Origin of the sequence: Kribbella sp. NBC_00889, from assembly GCF_045207705.1 — a bacterium.
Lineage (GTDB): Bacteria > Actinomycetota > Actinomycetes > Propionibacteriales > Kribbellaceae > Kribbella.
Genome location: NZ_CP108783.1, coordinates 7,982,789 through 8,003,270, shown reverse-complemented (window position 1 = coordinate 8,003,270; position 20,482 = coordinate 7,982,789). Strand labels below are relative to the sequence as shown.

Genomic DNA, 20,482 nt, shown 5'->3' with positions numbered 1-20,482 from the left:
TTCGGCGGGGGCGGAGGCCGGCGTGAGTGGGTTCCGGAATCGTCTGCCCGGGCAACGATCGCGGGCCAGCGATCGGACCCACGACAAATGTCATGGGTTCAACCGCGGAGAGCGGGGTTTTCCTTGTCCTGACGGGAAGTTCCGCGGTGGGGTGGCGGCGAAGGATTCCCCCTGACTTTTCCGCGGCCCGCCCTTGACACGGTTTCCGCGGCCGGGCCTATGCTGTCGAGAAATCGATTTCCCGCCCCAGGAGGCGTTCCGATGGACCAGTCCCTGCTCAGCCGGCGACGTTTCCTCCAGGCGACCGGCGGTACGGCGCTCGCCGCCGCGCTGGCCGGCTGCGGAGGAAGTGACGGCGGCGGTGGATCGAGCACCAAGGAGCTGTCGTTCGTCTACATGGGGACGGCCGAACAGCAGGCCACCTGGAACAAGCTGTTCGCGAAGTTCAGCGAGAAGCACCCCGAGATCAAGCTCAAGGCCGAGGGCATCCCGCTCTCGAACTGGGGCGACTTCTTCAACAAGCTCTCCACCCGGCTGGCCGGCGGCCAGGTGCCGGACGTGATCCAGGTGGCCACCGAGGGCCAGCGGCTGTTCGCGTCCAAGGGTCTACTCGCTCCGCTCGACGACTACATCACCAAGGACAAGTCGACGATCGACGAGTACTACGCCGACATGGACCCGAACCTGATCGAGTGGAACAAGAAGTACAGCTCCACCGACGGCAAGACCTACTACCTGCCGGGCGAGTTCAACACCATGTGCATGTGGTACTCCAAGGACCTGTTCGCGAAGGCCGGCGTACCTGAGCCGACGGCGAAATGGACCTGGGACGACTTCCGGCACGCGTGTGAGCTGATCAAGGCGAAGACTGGGGCGTTCGGGTACGCCGCAGGTCCGGAGTACTTCGCGGCGATCATGCCGTGGCTGCTCACCAACGGGACGAGCAGCTTCAGTGACGACTGGTCCAAGCCGACGTACAACGACGCGAAAGCGATCGAAGCGGCCGAGTTCAACCGGGCCCTGGTCGCCGACAAGCTGTCACCGCCGCCCGGTGGGACGTTCGACGCGACGACAGCGGCGGCGCAGGGCAAGCTGGCGATGTTCGGCGGCGGACGCTGGCCGATCATCAGCATCCGCAACCTGAAGGCGACCGCGAAGATGGGCATCGTGCCCTGGCCGACCAAGGTCGAGCAGGGCTCACCGGTGGGCTGGAACGGCTACCCGATCATGAAGGCGTCGAAGAAGAAGGACGACGCCTGGACCTTCATCAAGTTCCTCATCTCCACCGAGGGCTCGTCGTTCTTCGCGCAACTCGGCGGCACCATCGTCCCGGCCCGCAAGTCGATCGCGAACAGCCAGTCCTTCCTCACCGACGCGCCGAAGGGGACGGAGTACCTCTACCAGGCGCTCAGCTACGCCACCCCGATCCCGTCGCCGGACAAGGGCGCCGCGGTGCAGAAGGCGGTCGAGGACGGCTGGAAGCAGGCACTGACCGGGAACGCGTCGCCCGCCGACGCACTCGGCAAGGCACAGACCGCGCTCGAAGGACTCGTTTGAAACCTCAGCGGCGAGACTGGTTGCCGGGCTATCTGTTCATCAGTCCCGCCGTACTGCTCTTTCTCGTCTTCGTCGCCGCGCCCCTGGTCGCCGCGTTCGGTCTGAGCTTGTTCCATTGGGATTTGCTGAGTACGCCGGAATTCGCCGGGCTGGACAATTTCCGCCAGCTCGTCACCGACGGTGCGACGGTCCGGGCCGTGGTCAACACGTTCGTGTTCGCGATCTCCTCGGTGATCACGCACATCGGCATCGGCATGCTGCTCGCGCTCGGCGTACACCGAACGATGCGCGTTGATCTGGAAATACGTTCTGGATCCGACCTTCGGTCTCGCGAACCACTACCTCTCGGCGACGACCAACTGGCTGGCGTCGCCGACCTGGGCGCTGCCGACGCTGATCGTGGTCGACTGGTGGCACACCATCGGCTACACGTTCATCATCCTGTTGGCCGGCCTGCAGACCGTGCCGGCCCAGCTGCACGAGGCCGCCCGCGTGGACGGCGCGAACGCGTGGTGGCGGTTCTGGAGCGTCACGCTGCCGGTGATGTCGCCGACCATCTTCTTCGCCACCGTGATCACGTTCATCGGCGCGTTCCAGATCTTCGACCCGATGGTGATCATGACGCAGGGCGGCCCGGACGGCGCGACCCGCAGCATCGTGCAGTACACCTACGAGAAGGGCTTCCAGTCCTTCGAGATCGGGTACGCCGCCGCCCTCTCACTGGTGCTGTTCGTGGTGATCATGATCGTCACCGGGCTCCAGTTCCGGCTGAGCCGGCGGTGGGTGCACCTGTGAAGGGCCGGCTGCTCGACCTCGTCCTGGTGCTCGGCGGGCTGCTGATGATCGCGCCGCTGGTCTGGCTGATCATCACCGCACTGGCCGAACCGATCAACGCGTTCCAGTTGCCGCCACAGTGGATCCCGCACCCGCCGACACTGCAGAACTTCCAGCAGGTGCCGGAGCTGATCCCGTTCGCGCAGATGGCCTGGAACAGCCTGCAGATCGCGGTGATCACGACCGCCGGTGCGCTGCTGACCAGTGCGCTGGCCGCGTACGCCTTCTCGCGGTTGCGGTTCCCGGGCCGGGACCAGATCTTCTCGGTGCTGCTGGCGGCGCTCGTCGTGCCGGTGCAGCTGACCGTCGTACCGATCTTCATCATGATGCGCTGGTTGCACCTGGTCGACACGACGGTGGCGATCTGGCTGCCGGCGTTGGTGAACGTGTTCGGGATCTTCTTCCTGCGCCAGTACATCGCGTCGATCCCCCGCGAGTTGGACGAGGCCGCGATCATGGACGGCGCGAGCCACTTCTGGATCCTGTTCCGGGTGATCCTGCCGCTGGCCCGGCCGGGCCTGACCGCGCTCGGGATCTTCGTCTTCGAGGCGTCCTGGAACAACTTCTTCTGGCCGTACATCTTCCTGTCGTCACCGGAGAAGATGACGCTGCCGGTCGGCCTCGTCTCGCTGCAGGGCGCGATGGGCGGCGGCCCGGCCGTGGTGCTGTTCGCGGCCATCACTTTGGTGGTGCTGCCGATCCTCGTGCTGTTCCTGATCTTCCAGCGCTCGTTCATCGCCTCCATCGCGACCACCGGTCTGCGCGCATGACCGACCATCTACCTGCCGCCTTTCGCGCCCTCTGGCACGAACTGCCTTTCATCACCGCCGCCGGAGTCATGGTTTGTACGGCGTCCGGGATCGTGGTGCTGCTGATGCCTGGGCTCTCACCGGCCAGCGTGCTGCTTGGCGCTGTGCTGGTCGGACCGGTCTGGGCGGCGGTCGTAGCCACTGCCGACTCAGTGGTCCGGGACGGCCGCGGCGGAGTGTTCCTCCTACTGCGCAACCTGAAGCACCACGTCGTCGCGGGTCTGGAGGTCGGACTGATCCCGGCCGCCGTCGGCGCCCTTGCGCTGCTGAACCGACAGCTCTACAACGGTCCGATCTTCGCGATCCCCTTGGCCGTCAGCGGTTGTGCGACCGTCCTCGCCGTGCTCGCCTCGTGCTACGCGTTCAGCCTCCGCGTCACCGGTCGGCTGCGAGGCAAGGCGTTGTGGTTCACCGCCCTGAGCCTGGTCGCACGTGCACCACTTGTCCCACTCGGCGTTCTCGCACTGGCTTTTGTCGCGCTGCTGCTCGGTACGTCGGTGACCGCCTCACTGCTTCTGCTGGCGCCCGGCCCGGTGGCGTTGTTCGCCTCCGCCGGTACATGGACGGAGAATCATGCGCTACAACGGTGACAAACTTCGGCACTTCGCACTGCCCCTGGGCGGTCTGGGCACCGGCACGCTCGCCCTGGCCGGCAACGGTGCGCTGCGGCAGTGGCAGCTGCACAACATCGGCAACCACGAGGGACACGTGCCGGACAGCTTCTTCGCGCTGCGGCTCTCGCGGGTCGAGCCGCCGGTGGACGAGATCCGTGTGCTGCAAGGGCCTTCGTCGAGTCCTTCCGACACCCCGTTGGTCACCGACGACGTCGTACCGGCGGGCGAAGCCCGGCTGCAGGAGTTGCTCCGGCCGTTCGGCGAGCCGACGGTCACCGCCACCTACCCCGGCGCCCGTGTCGACTTCGGCACCGACCTACCGATCTCCGTCAGCATGGATGCGTTCAATCCACTGGTGCCGTCGGACGCCGAGGCGAGCTCTCAGCCCGTGGCCGCGTTCACGTTCACGCTGCACAACCCCGGAGCCATCGCAGTGCACGGCAAGCTCGCCGGCGCCTTGCAGAACTCGGTCGGCTGGGACGGCGTCACGCCGATCGACGGTGTCGCCAACAGCCTGTACGGCGGCAACACCAACCGGGTCCGGCGGCACGACGACTGGACCTCGCTGGTCATGGAGAACACCACACTGCCCGCGGACCACCCCGGCGCGGGACAACTGGTGCTCACCACCGACGGCGCCGGCGCACTGACCTGCGCACAGTGGTCCCGGCCCGGGGAATTCATTGCCTTCCTCAACGGTCCCGCGACGCCGGTCAGCGGGGCCAGTGCGCCCGGAACGACGTGGAACGGCGGACTGGCCGTGCCGTTCCACCTCGACCCGGGTGAGACGACGCAGGTTCGGTTCCTGATCGCGTGGCACTTCCCGAACCGATATGTCGACTTCAATCAGTTCGGCCCGCGGCACGACTACGGTCACAGCCGCTTCTGGCTCGGCAACGCGTACACCCGTCGTACGCCGGACGCCGTCGCCGTGGCCGAGTCGTTCATCGCGCGCTGGCCATCGCTGCAGGCACTCAGTACTGCCTGGGCCGACGCCTTCGAGGCAAGCACTCTGCCTGGTGAGGCGGGATCACGGCTCGCCGCGCTGGCAGCCGACGTACGCAGCCCCACCGTCTTCCAGACCGCCGAAGGAACCGTGCTGGGCTTCGAGGGTGTGCTCGGCGCGTCCACGGTGATGTGGGGCGGCCGGTACGGCGGGTCCTGCCCACTCAACTGCACCCACGTCTGGAACTACGAGCAGACGCTGTCCCGGCTGTTCCCGGCGCTGGAGCGGAACATGCGGGACACGGAGTACGACGTGATGCAGGCACCCGAGGGGTACATCCCGCACCGGGTGATCGCACCGACGTACCACCGGCAACTGTGGGACGTGGTGATCGGCGGTCCGGAGGAGCCGGCCCTCGACGGCATGCTCGGCAACGTGCTGAAGACGTACCGGGAAGTGCGGCACGGGGCAGGACTCGAGTGGCTGCGGGACCGCTGGCCGAACGTCCGGCGACTGCTCGCTCACATCCGTACCAAGTGGGACGCGGACGGCACCGGCGTACTGCGTGGCATCCAGCCGAGCACGCACGACATCGACCTGTGTGGCGTCAACTCGTTCATGGGCACGCTGTGGCTGGCCGCACTGCGCGCGGCCGAGGAGATGGCGCTGCTGCTGGGTGAGGACGCGAAGGAGTACCGCACGCTCTTCGAGGCCGGCAGCACGGCGTACGACGAACTCCTCTACACCGGCGAGTACTACCGGCAGATCCTGTCGCCGGAGGAGAAGCCGGACTTCCAGTGGGGCGACGGGTGCCTTGCGGACCAGCTGATCGGGCAGTGGTGGGCGCACCAGCTCGACCTGGGCTACCTGCTGCCGAAGGACCACGTGAAGACCGCGCTGCGCAGCGTACTGCGGCACAACCTGCGCACCGGCTTCGACGACTTCGACCACCCGTACCGCGTCTTCGCCGACGAGGACGACACCGGTCTCCTCATGTGCACCTGGCCATACGGCGGCCGCCCCGACATCCCGACCCGCTACTGCGACGAGGTCTGGACCGGCTCCGAATACCAGGTAGCCGCCCACTGCCTCTACGAAGGCCTGGTCGACGAGGGCATGTCCATCCTGCAAGGCCTCTGGACCCGCTACGACGGCACCCGCCGCAACCCCTTCAACCCCATCGAATGCGGCGACCACTACATCCGCAACGCCGCCGGCTGGTCCGTCCTGGAAGCCCTCACCGGCTACCGCTACAACGCCCTCACCGCCACCCTCACCTTCGCCCCACTCGACGTCGCCCGCACCAACAGCGACTGGACCATCCCCTTCGTCACCCCCACCGGCTGGGGCGTAGCCACCAAGTCCGGCCCCACCCTCACCCTCACCTGCCACACCGGCACCATCAACGTCCAAACCCTGCGAGCCGACGGCACCACGCTCCCCCTCGAGCACCCCGTCCTCTCCGGAAAACCCCTCACGCTCCCCCTCCAGCCCTAACCCCCACTCTGGGCACGCACCAACCAAGTTCCCACCCTCTAAATGGTCGACCCGTGCATAAAGTCGCGCGCTGGAGTCGCCCTGGACCTCGGTCATAGGTTGGCCGTCGTAGCAGGGCTCAGTGGTCGAACGGCGCACAAAGTGACGCGGTGGGCGTCGGGGAGTGGGAACTGCAGGGGTACGACGTTTACCGTCGACTGTATGTCGTTGGTGGAACGGGCAGTGGCTCTGCAGGGCGAGGCTCGGCAACTGGCGGATCGGCTCGACCTGCCGACCGCATTCCCCTGGCGCGCGGTGGTCATCGGCAGTGCGCTGTCAGGGTTGATGGTCGTGCGAGACCTCGACGTCATGTTCGACGCACCCGACGCCACGGCCTCCCGAGTCCTCGAAGGTCTGGCGATCCTTGCGCGACGTGTAGAGCTGCGCAGCGTCGACTTCCGTGACGAGCGGGATGACCGCCGGCCGACCCCGGCGATCACCGATGAGCGCTTGTATGCCGTCCTGCACACGGACAGCTGGAAGATCGACCTGACCTTCTGGCTGCACGTCGTCGATCGTCCGCATGTCGGGGACGCCCAGCGACTGCGGAACTGCACGGCCGAGCAGCGCCGTACCATCCTGCGGTTGAAGCAGGAGTGTCCGGAGGCGGACAGCTCAGCCGTCTATAGCGCCGTACTCGGGGATTGAAGAGCGCCGGCCATCGATGTCTATGGCGTCCCCACCACCTTGAGACACCGACCTGGCTTCGCTCGTTGAAATGCACTCATGACCAGAGTCAAAGGTGCCGTCAGGAGCTCGATCGCCACTATGGTCGTTGTGGCTTCGTTGGGGGGCAGAAATGGCAGTGAGGGGTGGACATGACTGACGTCGAGGCGGGTAAAGCTGCAGATCGAAACGATGGGATACGCCGTGGACTGCTGACACGCACCATCTACGAAGTCCTGGCGTCGGGTGCGGGTCCGATGCGCAGTCCGGAGGTCCTGGCGCAGGTCGCCGAGCTCATGGACTTCAACGAGCGGGAAATGAGCACTAACGCAAGCGGCCAGGTCCGCTGGCGCACGGCTGCCAACGCCGCGATGTCCTGGTCCGCTTTTGGCGGATGGCTGACACGGGACGACAACCGGGCCTATTCCCTTACCGACAGCGGGGCGGATGCGCTCGGTGAACTGTCGCCCGACGAACTGTGGCTCGAGGTCACACGTCGCTACCACGCGTCCAAACGTGAAGGTGCGCTGCAAGGCGTCGGATGGGAGCCGTTTCTCCGGTGGGCCCGCGAACTCGTCGCAGACGTCGACCTAGACGCAGAAGAGCGCGATTACAAACTGAAAGCGGCGGAGAAGTGGGCCGCGGCAGGCGCCGCGTGCGCGGCAGGCAGCGCCGACTGGGCGGAGCGGCTCAGACAGGCGGCCGCAGCAGGGAATTTCGTTGATCAGTTCGCCCAGACATGGCTGCGCAACCGCATCCAGGATCACCCCGATGAGGTCCGGGCAGCGTTCGGGCAGCTGCACACGTCCGGCGTGGTCGATGCCATCGACGCCTTCGGGGAGGAGCTCGGCAGCTGGGGCGCGTACGTCAGCCCGGGCGATCGAACGGTCTTCGCGTCGTGCCTGCTGCTCGGGGTCGACCTGACCTCGTTCCCGCCGTACCGACCAGCTCTCGGAACAGGCTGGGCAGCGCGGGTTGGCGAGACTCCCGGAACGTCACCTGACGAGCGCTATTCGGCGCTGCTGTCGCTGTGCGACGGCTTGCTCGAGAGGTGGGGGGACGAGCATCCTCGGCTCCGGGATCGACTGGATGCCCAAGGCCTCGCTTGGTTGGTCCTGAAGTGGACGCCACCGGATCCCTGGCCGCCGATGAAACGTGCCGAGCTGCAGCACTGGCGCGAGGGCAGCGCTGGCGAGGTTCGCGTCGATCGCGGTGCCGGGGTCAGCCCCATCATGGAGAGTGCGGCCTGGGACGTGTTGTCCGCCGGCCTGCGAGGCGAGACCTCGGCGCTCGTCAGCGGAGTCCGGAGCTGGTCCGTTGAGGCCGCGGAGGAGCTGGCCGACCGCTTGACGAGGGGCGAGGGTGGTCTGCGCTTCTTCGAGCGGCTGGTCCAGCAACTCGAGGGCGCAACTGACGAGGTGCTGTGCCTCGCTGCCGAGTTTCTCTACATCAGGGACGCACCGCTGGACGATATGAGGGCCTCGACCAAAGCCGACCGCATCGGCGCCATCCTCGCGTCGATGTCAGGCGCACCCGGATTGCCCGAGCCACTCGTGGCCGCGCTGGACGACGGCCACGCATTCGCCGGCGGACAGGGGTATCACATCAAGGCGCCCGAGCACCTGCAATGGCTCTGCCGGTTCGTGCTCCACTGGCTCGAGCAACCCCCGGAGGTCGTCGACGAGGCGCTGCGGGACCCCTTCGCCTTCCGCGAGGTGACAACCGGCGTACCGGAAGACTCACCATCCATTCGGTACGCCGTCGAGTACCTCGCGTGGCCCGGTCTGTTCCCGTCGATCGTCAGCGCCGACCATCGCCGACGGATCCGTCGCGGCCTGATCGCCGATCTCGGGAAGCCGGGCGGCGACCACGACGACGAGGTCACCCGCGACCTGGTCGCCCTCCGGACGCTGCACGAACGGAAGAACAAGAACTTCCACTCCTGGTACGACCCGCCCTATGTCAACCGGTGGCGGCCCGGTTCGTCCGCCGGACCGCGGGCCTGGCTCATCCGCACAGACACACCGAACGACGTCACCAGGTGGCTCGAGAAGAGCTGTATCGATCTGCGGGACGAAGCCGGGCTCGCGCTGACCCCTGACATGACCGCCAGGGATGTCGCGCGCCTCGTGAGCGACGGCTACGCACACCTCGCGCCGTCCCAGCGGGAAGAGCTGGCCGTGGCCCTTCATTCGTTCCTCGAAGGCGTGCGGCCGCAGGACCTGGTGGTCGCCCTGACGGACGAGCAGCTCATGATCGGCACGGTTGACGAGGCTTCGCCGAACGACGAACCGTCGTCGCCGCTGACCCGCCCAGTTCTCTGGTCTGCGTCGCGGAGACCGCTGGAGACGCTCCCGGCCAAACTTACCGCCGCCCTGGAACAAGAGGGCCACGTCGTTGATCTCACCGCGGTGAGGGATCTGTTGACCGCGCTCCTGGACGACGAAACCGTCAGGCCGGAGCCCCGCGGGCCGCAGGTAGTCGAGCGAGTGCTGCTTCCGGCCGTGTCCCAGGACCTGGCCGACGAGTTGTACATGCCGGTCGCGCCACTCCAGGAGCTCGTCGAGCTACTCAACCGGCGTCGGCAGCTGATCGTCTACGGCCCGCCCGGCACCGGCAAGACCTACGTGGCCAAGAAACTCGCCGAACGGCTTGCAGGGGCTCAGGATCCCAGCAGGGTCCGACTCGTGCAGTTTCATCCTTCTTACGCGTACGAGGACTTCTTCGAGGGGTTCCGACCTGTCGAGGGAGCCGGCAACCAGCCCTTCGCCCTGCGGGACGGACCGCTGAAGCTGATGGCGGCCGAGGCAGCCAAGGTGGAGAACCGGGACAAGGCCTACGTGCTCATCATCGACGAGCTCAACCGCGCGAACCTGCCGAAGGTCTTCGGCGAGCTCTACTTCCTGCTGGAGTACCGCGAGGAGACCGTGCGGCTGCAATACCGGCCCGACAGACCGTTCAGCCTTCCCGACAACATGTTCATCATCGGCACCATGAATACCGCGGACCGCTCGATCGCCCTTGTCGACGCAGCGATCCGGCGCCGGTTCCCGTTCTACGAGATGCACCCGCGACGGGAGCCGGTGAGTGGGGTTCTTGCCGCATTCGCGAAGCGTCAGCAGTTGACCGACGACCGGGTCGAGCTTCTCGCGGAGCTCAATCTGGCGATGGGACAACCCGGCCATGACCTGCACATCGGTCCGTCGTACCTGATGCGGGACGGGCTGGATGCGCCCGGAGCACTGGACCTGGTCTGGCGCTACGACATCCTGCCGCTGCTCCACGAGCACTTCTACGGCAGCAAGTCCCCGGAGGTGATCGACCAGGAGTTCGGGCTCGCGGCGCTGCGGAGACGGATCGCGCAACGCGCCAGGACGGACGGAGCCCCGGACGACGCGGACGCCTGATGAGTTTCAGGTACGAATCGCTCGATGAGCTCGATGCGGACGGCATCGAGGTCCAGCTGGACGCCGCCCAGGCGGTCCTGCTCGAGCGATCAGAGCTCGTCGACGTCCGGCGCGTGGACGTCGGGACGTACCGGCTGTTGCCGAACGGCCGGGTCGGAGCCGTGCGCTTCGATGACCTCCAGATCGAGGTGACTCCGAAACAGAAACTGGGAGTGGCGCATCTGATCTTCCTCCTCGGCTACGCCAAGAATCCGGGCTTCCGGCCGGAGACGGTAACGGCCGAGACGTACGGCGACCTGTGGCCGGCGATGGCCAAGTCACTCATCGCGTCAGTCGAGCAAGCGCTGACGATGGGGATGCTGCAGGGCTACCGCACCGAGCAGGAGGCTCTGCAGACAGTTCGCGGACGCATCGCCTTCGAGGACCAGCTGCGTCGTCGGCCCGGGTATTTCTTACCGATCGAGGTGCGGTACGACGAGTTCAGCCCCGACATCGCTGAGAACCAGATCCTGCTGGCCGCGATCTACCTGATGCTCGGCGTACCCCGCTTGCAGCCGGACACTCGACGGCGGCTGCTCCACCTCGCGGCGAGATTCGCGGGGGTGACCCGGCTGTTGCCGGGTACGCCCGCTCCGTCGTGGCAGCCCTCGCGACTCAACGATCGATACCAGTCCGCCCTGGGCCTGGCAGAGATCCTGCTGCGCCACAGCTCGACTCGGGTATCGGCAGCAGGTGTCGAGATGTCGGCCTTCGTCGTCGTCATGTGGGAGGTCTTCGAAGACTTCGTCACGGTCGCCCTGAAGGAGGCCTTGGCCGGCTACCCCGGCTACCTGGAGAGTCAGCTGGCCGCCTATCTGACTGGCGATGGAGACTGGACCACAGGACGGACCGGAGGCAGCGGCGACTCCCCTGGCGATGTGTTCATGCAGATCGACGTCGTACATCGGGACGAGGCCGGCAACCCCGACGTCGTCTTCGACGCCAAGTACAAACTCGCCTCGAGCGCAGGGACGAATGCTAACCCCGACCACTACCAAATGCTCGCCTACTGCACATCCCTGCAGGTTCCAGTGGCCTGGCTGATCTATGCCGGTGGCGGAAACGACATCCGGCGCAGAATCAAGAACGCAGAGGTCGAGGTCGTCGCGGCGCCGATCAACCTGCGCCAATCGCCACATGAGATCTTGGCGCGTATCCGCCAGATCGCTCTCGCCGCCGTACGCGGGAAATAAAAGAGCGCCGGCCGTCCGGACGGCCGGGGCTCGGTTAGAGGAGGCCTAGGACTCCTGGTCGGTGAAGAGACGGGAGCGGATCAGGAAGCGGACGCCCTTCGAGGCCTCCACCGAGAAGCCGCCGCCGCGGCCCTTGACCACGTCGACGGTGAGCTGCGTGTGCTAGATCCCGAGCTGGTGTGGCGGTTCGCCCAGACGCCGACCGGCGCCGAGGACCAGGAGATCTTCGAAACCCTCGACGCCGGTCTCCCGCCGGACGATCCACGGCGCCCGGCCGTCGCCGGCCGACTGGAACGGCTGGTCGGTTAGAGCCGGTAGAAGCTCTGTGTCGGTGAGGGCACAATCACATCTCTGGCGTGACGAGCCCGACACCGACATGACTCGCGGGTAACCAACCAATAACATCGCTGGTATGCAGATCCTCGCCATCGTCGTCTCGCTCGCGGTCACCGCGGTCGGGGTCGCGTTGTTCGGCAAGACGATCGGGCACATGGTGTCCGTCATCAAGCTCGGCCAGCCGGCCGGGCGGACCGACAATCCGGGGCAGCGCACCACCACACTGGTCAAGGAGTCGCTCGGCCATACCCGGATGCTGCAGTGGAGCCACATCGGCGTACTGCACTGGTTCGTCGCGTTCGGCTTCATCGGACTGTTCCTCACCCTGGTGACGGCGTTCGGCCAGTTGTTCGACCCGCACTACGCGCTGCCGGTGATCGGCCACTGGTTCGTCTTCGAGTGGGTCAGCGAGTTCCTCACCTGGACCGGCCTGGTCTCGATCATCGGGCTGATGGCGATCCGGCTGCGCAACCTGCCGAAGGGCGAGAAGGGTCGCTACAGCCGGTTCTTCGGCTCCACCGCCTGGCAGGCGTACTACGTCGAGTACACGATCCTCGGCGTACTGATCTGCATCCTGTTGCTGCGCGGTCTGGAATACGAGCTGGGCGCGGGCAGCAAGTTCCACTTCCCGAGCACGTTCTTCGTCGGCCAGGCACTCTTCGGCGGACTGAGCGAGTCCGCGTTGGAGAACACGGTCTACCTGGTCGCGATGATCAAGATCCTGATCTCGTTCGCCTGGATGATCACGATCTCGCTCAACGCCACCATGGGTGTCGCCTGGCACCGGTTCACCGCCTGGCCGAACATCTGGTTCAAGCGCAAGGCCGACGGCGGTACGGCGCTCGGCGCCCTGCAGCCGATCATGGTCAACGGCGCGCCGATCGACTTCGAGAACATCGAGGAGCTCGACGAGGACGCGGCCCTCGGTGTCGGCAAGGTCGAGGACTTCACCTGGAAGGGTCTGCTCGACTTCACCACCTGCACGGAGTGCGGCCGGTGCCAGTCGCAGTGCCCGGCCTGGAACACCGAGAAGCCGTTGTCGCCGAAGCTGATCATGATGGGCCTGCGCGAACACGCCTACGCCAAAGCGCCGTACCTGCTGGCGTCGTCCGACGACGAGCGCAAGTCGCTGCCCGAGCTGGTGCTGGCGGAGCAGGACAAGCCGTTGGTCGGTCCCGCTGACGTCGCGGTCATCGACGAGGACGCGCTGTGGGCGTGTACGTCGTGCGGTGCGTGCGTGCAGCAGTGCCCGGTCGACATCGAGCACGTGGACGCGATCATGGACATGCGCCGGTACCAGGTGCTGATCGAGTCGTCGTTCCCGTCCGAGCTCAACGGCCTCTTCAAGGGCCTGGAGAACAAGGGCAACCCGTGGAACATGAACCCGTCCGGCCGGATGGACTGGGCCAAGGGTCTGCCGTTCGAGGTCAAGCAGGTCGGCGCCGACGTCGAGACGCTGGACGAGGTCGAGTACCTGTTCTGGGTCGGCTGCGCGGGCGCGTTCGAGGACCGTGCGAAGAAGACCACGCAGGCGGTCGCCGAGTTGCTGAACATCGCCGGCGTCAGCTTCGCCGTACTAGGCGACGGCGAGACCTGCACCGGTGACCCGGCCCGGCGGTCCGGCAACGAGTTCGTCTTCCAGCAGCTGGCGATGCAGAACGCGGAGGTGTTCAAGGAGACCGGCGCGAAGAAGGTCGTCTCCACCTGCGCGCACTGCTTCAACACGCTGAAGAACGAGTACTCCCAGCTCGGTGTCGAGCTCGACGTCATCCACCACACCCAACTGCTGAACCGCCTGGTCCGCGAGGGCAAGCTGACCCCGGTCGCGCCCGCCGACAGCACCCTCAACGGCCAGAAGATCACCTACCACGACCCGTGCTATCTCGGCCGCCACAACCAGGTGTACGACGCCCCGCGCGAGCTGCTCGACATCATCCCGGGCGCGGAGTACACCGAGATGCCGCGGAACAAGACCAAGTCGTTCTGCTGCGGCGCCGGCGGTGCCCGGATGTGGATGGAGGAGAAGATCGGCAGCCGGATCAACCTGAACCGGACCACCGAGGCGGTCGGCACCGGCGCGGACAAGATCGCCACCGGCTGCCCGTTCTGCCGGGTGATGCTGTCCGACGGCCTCACCGCCCAGCAGGCCGACGGCACCGCCCGCGAGTCCGTCGAGGTCCAGGACGTCGCCCAACTGCTCCTCGCCTCCGTAAAACGCGGCTGACTGCAGGTAGCTGCAAATAACTTCCCTCGCAGGTGGTGCGGGCCGTAGGATCCGGTGCTCGCATCACCTGGGGAGGAAGCAGAATCATGAAGTTCCGTGCCGCCGTGGCCACGGTCGCCACGTTGCCACTGGCCCTCGGCCTGGCCGACTGCGGCAACAACGACAAGCCCGAAGCCGGCCGCGACTGGGGCAAGGTGCCCGCCGCGACGCCGACGGCCGCCACCACCGCCGAGTCGCTCAAGCAGGCGCCGGTGGTGCACCTGAACACGGCCAGCTTCCTGCCGGCCATGAAGAAGGGGATGGCGGGAAAGAACTCGGTCCGGACCACCCTGCGCATGGTCGCCGGAGGCCAGACGATGACCGTCACCGGCGTCCAGACGATGAATCCGGTCGCCATGCAACTGGACATGAAGGGCGCCGCGTTCGACGGCAGGATGAAGATGATCCTGGTCAAGGACATCGCGTACCTGTCGACGAGTGACCTGCCCGCGGGCAAGTACGTCAAGGTCGACCCGGACTCGAACGACCCGATGGCGGCGACCCTCGGCTCGATGCTGGACGACCTCGACCCGACCAAGACCTTCGACGCGTTCGACGCCGGCCTCCAGCGGGCGCAGTACATCAAGACCGAGACCCTCGACGGACGCAAGGTCGACCGGTACGCCGTCACGGTGGACGTCGCCGCCGCGATGAAGGCTCAGGGTGAGAAGGTCGTAGCCGGAATGCCGAAGAGCCTCGTCTACACGATCTGGATGGGCTCGGCCGACCGCCTGATGTACAAAGTCGTCTTCGAGATGCAGGGCGTCAGCGCGACGATGACGGCCTCGGACTGGGGCAAACCCGTCACCATCAAGGCACCGGCGGCAAAGGACATCGTTCGTCGCTGAGGCCGGATCCGGTCAGATCACATTCGTCGGTGAGAACTTCTCGTAACCTCATGTTACCCAGGTAGAAACTTACCTGTTCCAGAAGTGATCACCGACGGATGATCGGGTGGGCTGGTGCCGATGAGCTTGCGTGTGGGTAGTACTCGACGAACCTTTCTGACCTTGACCGGAGCGGCGGCCGGACTGGCGCTGACCGGCAGTCTTCCCGAGATCGGGAGCGCCATGGCCGGCGCCGCCGGCCGCACCGACCGGCGAGACCCGTTCACCCTCGGGATCGCCTCGGGTGATCCGCTGCCGGACGGGGTGGTGATCTGGACCCGGCTCGCACCGGATCCGCTCGCGCCGTTCGGCGGGATGGATCGCCGCCCGGTCGAGGTCCAGTGGCAGGTCGCGGAGGACGAGCATTTCCGCCGGATCGTCCGTCATGGCACGACCCAGGCGCGACCTGAGGCGAGTCACTCGGTGCACGTCGACGTACGAGGGCTGCGTCCCTGGCGGCACTACTGGTACCGCTTTCGCGTGAACGGACAGTTCAGCCCGGTCGGCCGGACCAAGACCGCACCGCCGGCGGACGCGAACCTGTCCAGTCTGTCGCTGGCCTTCGCGTCCTGCCAGGCGATCTGGGAAGGCTGGTACACCGCGTACGCCGACATGGCGAAGCGGGACCACGACGTGGTGTTCTTCCTCGGCGACTACATCTACGAGTTCGGCATCGACCGGGGCATCCGGCCGGACTCGAACGAGCCCTACATCACGCAGCAGTGCGTGACGCTGGACGAGTACCGCCAGCGGTACGCGGCGTACAAGCTGGACCCGGACCTGCAGCAGGCCCACGCCGTCGCGCCGTGGATCGTCACGCTGGACGACCACGAGGTGGTCGACAACTGGGCCGACGAGGCGCACCCGAGTGCACCGCCCGCGCAGTTCCTGGTACGTCGCGCCAACGCCTTCCGTGCGTACTGGGAACACATGCCGCTCCGGCTCGCGCAGCTGCCGAAGGGCCCGGACATGCAGCTCTACCGGCGGTTCCAGTTCGGCCGGCTCGCGGAGTTCAGCGTGCTCGACACGCGGCAGTACCGCTCGGACCAGGCGTACGGCGACGGCACCAAGGCGCCTGGTCCGGAGACCAAGGATCCGGCCCGCACGATCACCGGTGCCGCGCAGGAGAAGTGGCTGCTCGACGGCTGGACCGCCTCGCGCTCGCGCTGGAACGTGATGGCGCACCAGACCGCGATCGCCCGCCTCGACACCAAGGACGGCCCGGACGTCCTGGTCCCGATGGACACCTGGGACGGCTACGAAGCCTCCCGCGACCGGGTCCTCGGTGGCGCCGCACAACGCAAGGTCCGCAACCTGGTCTCGATCGCCGGCGACCTGCACCGCAGCGTCGCGTCGGACCTCAAGCTCGACTTCACCGATCCGGCGTCCGCAACAGTCGGCGCCGAGTTCGTCGGTACGTCGATCACGTCCGGGATCGACGGCATGGACCTCGACCCGGGCGGCGCGACCCTGCTCAAGGAGAACCCGCACATGAAATACGGGAACTTCCAGCGCGGGTACGTGACCTGCAGCATCACCCCACAGCGCTGGATCTCCGACTACCGCGTCGTCGACAAGGTCAGCGTCCAGAACGGCGCCGTCAGTACCCGCGCCAAACTCTTCGTCGAGGACGGCCGCCCAGGCATCTCGGAGGTGCAGGCATGAGCATTCGCTGGCAGCCGGCCATCGCCTTCGGAGCCGTGGCGGCGGCAACCCTGATCACGTCCAGCTCGATGCCCCAGGCAACAACCGGCGTACAGGTCAGCACCGATCCGCAGCGGTTGAGCGTGGTCGGCCTGCCCTGCTTTCCCGGCAACCTGACACTGACCATGACCAATACCGGCCGCGAGGATCGGTACGCCGACCTCACCCTGGACCCGTCTGGGCCATTGCAACTGTCCCGGGAGCTGTTCTCGTCCTGGCTCCCGGCCGTCGACCCCGACCAGCCGGTGTCCGCACCCGTCGAGGTCCGCGTGCCGCGTGACACCAAGCCCGGCAGCTACACGATCGACCTCGAGGTCGACAAGTCGCAGCTGACCGTCCCGGTCACGGTGAATCCCCTGCCCTCGAAGGACCCCGGCAGCAACGTCGCGCTGGGCGAGCAGGCCGCCGCGTCGTCGACGCACGGCAACTTCACGCTCTGCGGCGCGGTCGACGGCGACAAGGACTCCGAGCACTGGGACACCCTGACCGGCTGGAACGACGGCACTCGCGCGGCGTTCCCCGACAACTACGACGTCGCGCTGGCCGCGCCGACCACGATCAACCGGGTCGAGCTCTACACGCTCGACTCGGCCAAGTATCCGGCGCTGACCAACGGGTTGCGGGACTGGGACGTCCAGGTCCGCAGCGGCAGCGGTGACTGGCAGACCGTCGCCCAGGTCCGGGGCAACACCGCCGGGCACGTGACGTCGACGTTCGATCCGGTCCAGGCGGACGCCGTACGCATCCTCTGCCTGGACAGCAACGACCACGCCTACTCCCGCATCGTCGAACTAGAGACCTACGGGAGCTAGTGCAGATACGACGCTCCGTTGAAATCCAGGACGGAGCCGCTGGACCAAGTCGCCTGCGGGGATGCGAGCCAGTAGACCGCGTCGGCCACCTCCTCGGCGGTGGCGACGCGGTCGAACGGGCTCTGCGCCCGGATCGCGTCGCCGCCGGGACCGGCCAGGAACGACTCGGTCATGTCTGTGGCGATGAATCCGGGCGCAATTGACGTCACGGTGATGTCATGTGGCGCCAGCGATACCGCCAGCGACTGCCCGAGAGCGTGCAGTCCGGCCTTCGCAGCGCCGTACGCGGGCACGTCAGGCTCGCCTCGGTAGGCGCCGCGTGACCCGACGTTGACAATCGCGCCCCGCCGGCCGCCCTCCATGGGCTCCTTGTCCAGCATCTGCCGGGCCACGCACCAGGTCACGTGCGCCGCCCCTTCCAGATTCACCGCGAGAGTACGGCGCCAGGCCGCGACCCACTCGTCGTACGGCGTCTCCGCGAGCGGATGCCCGATCCGGCGCGACCCCGCGACCGGCTCGTCGACGAACAACGCCGCGTTGTTCACCAGTACGTCGATCCGGCCGAGCACAGCGGCCGATTCGTCAACCAGGGAAGGGATTGCGGCCGAGTCACCGAGATCCGCGGTGACTACCGCATGGCCGCTGCCGGGGAGCCCGGCACGCACCTCCTCGGCCCGGTCGACCGCACCTCGGCAGTGCAGGACGACCCGGTCGCCGGCCCGTGCGAACGCCCGCGCGGCCGCGGCGCCGACACCCCTGGACGCGCCTGTGACGAGTACTCCTCTGGACACTGTTCCTCCCTGTCTCCGACTGGCCCATATTCTGCCCTGGCGCCACAATGACGACGCCATGACATCAGAAGGGGTTGACAGTGACGTCACGATGACGCCATAGTTCATCGCATGGAACTTGACCACTATCTCGAATCGGTCCGGCGGAGCGTGGAGAACGCCACCGCCCTGGCCGACGACCAAACTCGCTCCGTGGCACAGCGCCTCGGGGCCACGCTGGATGACGCGGGCCGCCTGGCCCTCATCTCAGCCCTGTCCGACGCCGCCGGGGAGATCAGCCGCGAGCTGTCCCCCGGTTCGGTCGAGCTCCGGATGGCCGGTGGCCGTCCCGAGTTCGTGGTCACGCCGGCTCCGAGCCAGCTGACCGGCCCCGACGAGGCGGACGACGACACCGACGACGACACCGAGACCGAGGCCACCGACCAGGTGACCCTGGACGCCGACGAGCCGACCGCGCGGATCACGCTGCGACTGCCGATGTCGGTGAAGAACAAGGTGGACGAGGCCGCCGCGGCCGAGGGCATCTCCTCGAACGCGTGGCTGATGCGCACCGTGATGACCGAGCTGGGCGACCGGAATCGCCGTGGCAACCGCCCGCCCCGCCCCCCGCGCCCGCCGCGTGGTGTGTTCGGCCCGGAGGGCCCTCTCGGTCCGAACGGGCCGCTCGGACCCGACGGAGTCTTCGGACCGGACGGTGTGTTCGGCCCCGGTGGCCCCTTCGGCGAGGAGGGCGTCTTCGGACCCGAGCGCAGCCGGCGCGGCCGCGACCGCAACCGTGACGACCGGGACCGGGACAAGGAGCGCCGTCGCCGTGGCGGCCACGGCCCGGGCCAGCGGATGACGGGGTGGGCCCAGTGAGCGGCTTCAGCCAGCAACTCGTCGAGGACGCGACCAAGATCGAGAAGCTCCGGATCGAGATCGGCTCCGGCCTGGTCGAGATCGTGCCGGCCGACGGCACCGAGACGATGGTCTCACTCGAGGTCGACAGCGGCACCGAGGACGACGTGGTCGTCGCGGTCCGCGACGGCGAACTGATCGTCGAGGGCCCGCGCAACGTCCGCCGCGGACCGGAGATCCAGGTCCGGATCGCCACCCCGGCGACCATGGAAGCCCGGATCAAGACCGGCTCCGGTGACATCAGCTCGCGGGCGCCGCTGGCCACCGCGCGACTGTCGACCGGTTCCGGCGACGTCCGGCTCGACCGGGTCGAGGGTGACCTCGCGGTGAACACCGGCAGCGGCGACGTCCGGGCCGAGTACGTCGCGGGCTCCGTCCGGGGCAGCACCGGCTCCGGCGCGATCACCATCGGCGAGGCCGGCGACGCGGTCGGGCTGAGCACCGGCTCCGGCGACGTCCGCGTCGGCGACGTGGCCGGGCCCGCCAGCGTCAAGGTCGGCTCGGGTGACATCACCATCGAGCGGATCCGCGACCACTCGGTCGCCACCTCCGGCTCCGGCGACGTCACGGTCGAGATCGCCGACGCGCCGAGCATCCGGGCCGAGACGGCCCGCGGAGACGTCCACATCGGAGTACTCGACGGCGTCCCGACGTACCTGGACCTGAAGACGGTCACCGGACGGATCCGGTGCGATCTGGAGCCGAGCGACAAGCCGGCCGAGGGCGACCGCGCGCTGATGCTGCGGGCCCGCACCGTCTCCGGCGACATCACCGTCACCAAGGTCTGACACCCATCACCCAGGAGGTCCCGCCGGCAACGGCCCGGCGGGACCTGGGCGAAGCATTGCCGAAAACCATCCAGAGGGGAGCAGAACGATGATCACCGAACACCAAGAGGTAGCCCGCTACCGCGTCAACGAGCAGTTGCGCGCCGCCGAGGTCCGTGCCGAGCGGCACGGACGCAAGGCCACCCGGACCAGCGGACCCCGCTACGAACTGGCCGGCGTACTGCGCCGGATCGCCGACCGCCTGGACCCGCAGCGCCGCCTCGACTCGCAGCGCCGCCTGGCCGAGCCGCAGCCCGGCCGCCGCGGTACCGGCCTGTCGGTCGTCCGATGACCGGCTCGCCGATCAGCGGAGCGGCGGCCGCACTTTGCAACTTGCTGCAACGTCTGGGTTTGGTGACGGTTC

General features: G+C 67.3%; 19 protein-coding genes. 16 read left to right on the top strand and 3 right to left on the bottom strand.

What is annotated here, in order from left to right:
* Positions 1-261 precede the first annotated feature (261 nt).
* Positions 262-1,557 carry an ABC transporter substrate-binding protein gene (locus OG817_RS39340; protein WP_406050045.1) on the top strand — a complete coding sequence of 432 codons (1,296 nt, stop codon included), beginning with the start codon at positions 262-264 and terminating at the stop codon, positions 1,555-1,557.
* 28 nt (positions 1,558-1,585) lie between these two features.
* Here OG817_RS39340 and OG817_RS39335 read toward each other — a convergent pair whose 3' ends face one another.
* Positions 1,586-1,807 carry a hypothetical protein gene (locus OG817_RS39335; protein ID WP_406050044.1) on the bottom strand — a complete coding sequence of 74 codons (222 nt, stop codon included), beginning with the start codon at positions 1,805-1,807 and terminating at the stop codon, positions 1,586-1,588.
* Positions 1,808-1,848: 41 nt separating this feature from the next.
* On the opposite strand from OG817_RS39335, the gene OG817_RS39330 reads away from it, so the two are divergent.
* The 7 genes from OG817_RS39330 to OG817_RS39300 all read left to right on the top strand — a co-directional run bounded on the left by OG817_RS39330 (position 1,849) and on the right by OG817_RS39300 (position 11,601).
* The gene (locus tag OG817_RS39330; RefSeq protein ID WP_406050043.1) at positions 1,849-2,352 is read left to right on the top strand and encodes a carbohydrate ABC transporter permease; all 504 of its coding nucleotides are present in this window, start codon (positions 1,849-1,851) and stop codon (positions 2,350-2,352) included.
* Positions 2,337-3,161 (top strand): carbohydrate ABC transporter permease, encoded by an 825-nt coding sequence (locus OG817_RS39325; RefSeq protein WP_406050042.1) that lies wholly within the window; start codon positions 2,337-2,339, stop codon positions 3,159-3,161. Before OG817_RS39330 ends, OG817_RS39325 begins: the two co-directional genes overlap by 16 nt.
* The gene (locus OG817_RS39320) at positions 3,158-3,790 is read left to right on the top strand and encodes a hypothetical protein (RefSeq protein WP_406050041.1); all 633 of its coding nucleotides are present in this window, start codon (positions 3,158-3,160) and stop codon (positions 3,788-3,790) included. The genes OG817_RS39325 and OG817_RS39320 overlap by 4 nt, the downstream gene beginning before the upstream one ends.
* Positions 3,774-6,257, top strand: coding sequence for a GH116 family glycosyl-hydrolase (locus OG817_RS39315; RefSeq protein ID WP_406050039.1), 2,484 nt, complete (start codon positions 3,774-3,776; stop codon positions 6,255-6,257). Before OG817_RS39320 ends, OG817_RS39315 begins: the two co-directional genes overlap by 17 nt.
* Before the next feature lie 201 nt (positions 6,258-6,458).
* Positions 6,459-6,944, top strand: a complete 486-nt coding sequence (locus OG817_RS39310; RefSeq protein ID WP_406050037.1) for a hypothetical protein — start codon at positions 6,459-6,461, stop codon at positions 6,942-6,944.
* A 275-nt stretch (positions 6,945-7,219) separates the two neighbouring features.
* Positions 7,220-10,369 (top strand): AAA family ATPase, encoded by a 3,150-nt coding sequence (locus OG817_RS39305; protein ID WP_406050036.1) that lies wholly within the window; start codon positions 7,220-7,222, stop codon positions 10,367-10,369.
* Positions 10,369-11,601, top strand: a complete 1,233-nt coding sequence (locus OG817_RS39300; protein WP_406050034.1) for an McrC family protein — start codon at positions 10,369-10,371, stop codon at positions 11,599-11,601. Before OG817_RS39305 ends, OG817_RS39300 begins: the two co-directional genes overlap by 1 nt.
* Before the next feature lie 45 nt (positions 11,602-11,646).
* On the opposite strand, the gene OG817_RS39295 is transcribed toward OG817_RS39300, so the two are convergent.
* Positions 11,647-11,742 (bottom strand): DUF779 domain-containing protein, encoded by a 96-nt coding sequence (locus OG817_RS39295; RefSeq protein WP_406050033.1) that lies wholly within the window; start codon positions 11,740-11,742, stop codon positions 11,647-11,649.
* An 18-nt stretch (positions 11,743-11,760) separates the two neighbouring features.
* Here OG817_RS39295 and OG817_RS39290 point away from each other — a divergent pair, with 18 nt between their 5' ends.
* The 5 genes from OG817_RS39290 to OG817_RS39270 all read left to right on the top strand — a co-directional run bounded on the left by OG817_RS39290 (position 11,761) and on the right by OG817_RS39270 (position 17,603).
* On the top strand, positions 11,761-11,910 hold the full coding sequence (locus OG817_RS39290) for a hypothetical protein (protein WP_406050032.1): 150 nt from the start codon (positions 11,761-11,763) through the stop codon (positions 11,908-11,910).
* 103 nt (positions 11,911-12,013) lie between these two features.
* The gene (locus tag OG817_RS39285; protein WP_406050030.1) at positions 12,014-14,161 is read left to right on the top strand and encodes a (Fe-S)-binding protein; all 2,148 of its coding nucleotides are present in this window, start codon (positions 12,014-12,016) and stop codon (positions 14,159-14,161) included.
* Positions 14,162-14,247: 86 nt separating this feature from the next.
* Complete coding sequence (locus OG817_RS39280; protein ID WP_406050028.1) at positions 14,248-15,048, top strand: LppX_LprAFG lipoprotein; 801 nt, start codon at positions 14,248-14,250, stop codon at positions 15,046-15,048.
* 120 nt (positions 15,049-15,168) lie between these two features.
* Entirely contained in the window at positions 15,169-16,752 is a 1,584-nt protein-coding gene (locus OG817_RS39275; protein ID WP_406050026.1) for an alkaline phosphatase D family protein, read from the top strand.
* Positions 16,749-17,603: a discoidin domain-containing protein gene (locus OG817_RS39270; protein ID WP_406050025.1), complete on the top strand. Its 855-nt coding sequence runs from the start codon at positions 16,749-16,751 to the stop codon at positions 17,601-17,603. The genes OG817_RS39275 and OG817_RS39270 overlap by 4 nt, the downstream gene beginning before the upstream one ends.
* Here the strand turns inward: OG817_RS39270 and OG817_RS39265 are convergent.
* A complete protein-coding gene (locus tag OG817_RS39265; protein WP_406050024.1) occupies positions 17,600-18,394 on the bottom strand; it encodes an SDR family NAD(P)-dependent oxidoreductase in 795 nt (264 codons plus the stop codon). The genes OG817_RS39270 and OG817_RS39265 overlap by 4 nt on opposite strands.
* A 111-nt stretch (positions 18,395-18,505) precedes the next feature.
* Between OG817_RS39265 and OG817_RS39260 the strand changes: the two genes are divergently transcribed.
* The 3 genes from OG817_RS39260 (at position 18,506) to OG817_RS39250 (ending at position 20,410) form a co-directional block, all read left to right on the top strand.
* On the top strand, positions 18,506-19,252 hold the full coding sequence (locus OG817_RS39260) for a hypothetical protein (protein ID WP_396392978.1): 747 nt from the start codon (positions 18,506-18,508) through the stop codon (positions 19,250-19,252).
* Complete coding sequence (locus OG817_RS39255) at positions 19,249-20,079, top strand: DUF4097 family beta strand repeat-containing protein (protein ID WP_406050023.1); 831 nt, start codon at positions 19,249-19,251, stop codon at positions 20,077-20,079. Before OG817_RS39260 ends, OG817_RS39255 begins: the two co-directional genes overlap by 4 nt.
* An 88-nt stretch (positions 20,080-20,167) precedes the next feature.
* Positions 20,168-20,410: a hypothetical protein gene (locus OG817_RS39250; RefSeq protein WP_406050021.1), complete on the top strand. Its 243-nt coding sequence runs from the start codon at positions 20,168-20,170 to the stop codon at positions 20,408-20,410.
* Positions 20,411-20,482: the final 72 nt, after the last annotated feature.